The following is a 2,846-nucleotide window of genomic DNA, read 5'->3' as shown; positions in this document are numbered from 1 at the left end:
AAACCCTGCCCACCCGGGCCGAACTCAACGCCCTGCGCGAACGCTACCTGCGCTACCGTCCCGGCCAGGCGCAGCAGCCGGACTGGCCCGCCCCCACGGTGGACGCCAGCGTCGCCGAGGGCTTCAGCGATCTCGGCCTGCTGCCGCCACCGCCGTTTCCGCCGGACAACCCCTACTCCGAGGCCAAGGTCGCCCTCGGCCAGGCGCTGTTCTTCGACAAGCGCCTGTCGCACGGCGGCAGCCTCGCCTGCGCCGGCTGCCACGACCCCGCCACCGGCTGGACCGATCCGCGCCCGCTCTCACCCGGCGACGCCGGCCAGCTCGGCGAGCGCAACGCCATGACCATCCTCAACACCGCCTACGCCACCAGCCTGTTCTGGGACGGCCGCGCCGCCACGCTGGAAGAACAGGCGCTGGGCCCCATCGCCAACCCCTTCGAGATGCACCAGCCGCTCGACCAGGCCGCCGCCGCCATCGCCACCGCGCCGGAATACCCGCCGCTGTTCGCCGCCGCCTTCGGCGATGCGCGCATCGACATCCAGCGCATCGCCCAGGCACTAGCCACCTTCGAGCGCACCATCATCAGCCGCGAAAGCGCCTTCGACCGCTTCCTCAAAGGCGAGCGACACGCCCTGTCCGACGACGCCCTGTGGGGCCTGCACCTGTTCCGCACCAAGGCGCGCTGCATCAACTGCCACAACGGCCCGTTGTTCTCCGACAACCGCTTCCACAGCAACGGCCTGCACTACTACGGCCGCGCGCTGCAGGACCTCGGCCGCCACGCCGTCACCGGCCGCGCCGCCGACATCGGCCGCTTCCGCACGCCCTCGCTGCGCGACGTGATGCACACCGGCAACTACATGCACAACGGCGCCTTCCCGCTCACCGAAAACCAGGGCGTGATCGCCATGTACGACGCCGGCATGGTGCAGACGCCGCCGGCCGGCCTCGCCAAGTACGACCCCGACTACCCGCGCACCTCGCCTGAGATCCGCCCGCTGGGCCTGTCCGCCGCCGAGAAGAAGGCGCTGTTCGCCTTCCTGCAGTCCATCTCCGCCCCGCCGCGGCAGGGGCCGGCCAGCGCGGCGGAGCTCGGTCAGGCCGGGAGCGCTGTGCGCTGAGGCCCACCGGGCGCGGAACCGACACGGCAGGGCGAAACCTGGCGGCGCGAGCCGCTACCCCTTTCGTCATAACTTCTTGCGCACACAAATGATAATCATTACTATCACCACCAGTTCAACGATGCCGCAAGCCGCGCCCGGCCTTACTCCCGGAGGCGGCGCAGCCCTCCTCCGCCATGTCCCCGCTCGCCGACGCCGTACTCGACCACTACCGCGAACTGGTCGACTTCCTCGCCCGCCGCACCGGCTCGCGCGACATCGCCCGCGACTGCGCGCAGGACACCTGGCTGCGGCTGGCCGGCACCCGCCCCGCCACCGAGCCGGCCAATCACCGCGCCTATGTGTTCCGCGTTGCCGCCAACATCGCCATGGACTGGCATCGCCGCTGCGCCCGCGAGCAGACGGTGCTGGGCGAATACGCCGCCGGCCTGGCCGAGCAGAACGGCGCGCCGGACACACTGGAGATCGCCGCCCTGCGCCAGACGCTGCGCCGGCTGGAGGCCACCATCGCCGCGCTGCCACCACGCAGCGTGGAAGTCTTCGTCCTGCACAAGCTGGACGGCCTCAGCTACGCCCAGACCGCCGCCAGCCTGGGCATCTCGGTCAGCGCGGTGGAAAAGCACATGATGCGGGTGCTGCTCGCCTGCCACGCCGTGCTGCCCGACTGAGGGCCGCATGAGCGTGGCCAGGCGGGGTGCCGACGATCCGGTCGCGGTGGAAGCCAGCCGCTGGCTGGTGCGGCGCGGCCGCGGCGGGCTGAGCGCGGCCGAGGAAAGCGCCTTCGACAACTGGTACGCCGCCCACCCCGACCACGCCACCACCTACCGCAGGCTGGAACGCCTGTGGCAGCAGCTCGGCCAGGTAGACCGCAACCGCCTCGCCCCCCGCCGGCGCAAGAGCGCGGTACTGGCGCTGCTGCTCGCCGGCGGCCTGCTGGCCGGCGGACTCGGCCCCACCGCGGTGCTGCATCTGCGTGCCGACCACATCGCCGCCACCGGCGAAATCCTCACCCTCACCCTGGCCGATGGCTCCACCGCCATCCTCGACAGCGACAGCGCCATCGCCTACCGCGAAGACAGCGGGCGGCGCGAAGTCCGGCTGCTGCGCGGCCGCGCGCTGTTCGAGGTGCGCAGCAGCGCCAACGGCCTGCCGCCCTTCGTCGTCCTCACCGACGCCGCCAGCGCCACCGCGCTGGGCACCCGCTTTGAAGTCGAACGCGCCGAAGACGCAACCCGCGTCGCGGTGTACGAGAGCCGGGTCGAAGTGCGCTGCCTGCCCTGCGACCCCGCCACCAGCCGGATACTCGGCGCCGGCGAGTCGGCCACGGTGGCCGACGCAGGCACCCTCGCCGCGGCGCAGGCCGGCCCCGGCGGAGAAAGCTGGACACGCGGCATGCTGGGCTTCGACGACGTCAGCGTCGCCGAGGCGGCGGAGCGGCTGGGCCGCTACACCCACAAGCCGGTATTGGTGCTGGGCGACGCCGCCCGCCAGCGCCGGCTCTCTGCGGTGGTGGATGCGCGCAACCCGGAAGCCGCCGCCGCCGCGCTGGCCGCCGGCAGCGGCCTGCGGCTGAGCCTGCCGCCCGGCCTCATCCTGCTGCGCGAGTGAGGCCGCGCCCCACCAAACGCCGTGGTCGCGGACCACGGACAAAAGAAAATGAAGCAAGGGGGTGAGGTGGCCGGCGCGGCCATGCGTCCTACGGGTACTCAAGCCCATTCGAGGACG

The 2,846-nt window shown here is 72.2% G+C and carries 3 protein-coding genes; all 3 read left to right on the top strand.

Translation table 11 applies throughout. From position 1 onward, the window contains the following. The coding region (locus GRF61_RS23705; RefSeq protein WP_211166175.1) for a cytochrome c peroxidase at positions 1 to 1,121 on the top strand (1,121 nt) is incomplete at its 5' end. Positions 1,122 to 1,297: 176 nt separating this feature from the next. After that, entirely contained in the window at positions 1,298 to 1,789 is a 492-nt protein-coding gene (locus GRF61_RS23700) for an RNA polymerase sigma factor (protein WP_169153078.1), read from the top strand. 7 nt (positions 1,790 to 1,796) lie between these two features. Then, positions 1,797 to 2,729 (top strand): FecR domain-containing protein, encoded by a 933-nt coding sequence (locus GRF61_RS23695; protein WP_169153077.1) that lies wholly within the window; start codon positions 1,797 to 1,799, stop codon positions 2,727 to 2,729. The last annotated feature ends 117 nt before the right edge of the window (positions 2,730 to 2,846 follow it).

Origin of the sequence: Azoarcus sp. TTM-91 (genome assembly GCF_012911025.1) — a bacterium.
Taxonomy (GTDB): Bacteria; Pseudomonadota; Gammaproteobacteria; order Burkholderiales; family Rhodocyclaceae; genus Azoarcus.
This window is presented reverse-complemented; position numbering and strand designations above follow the sequence as displayed.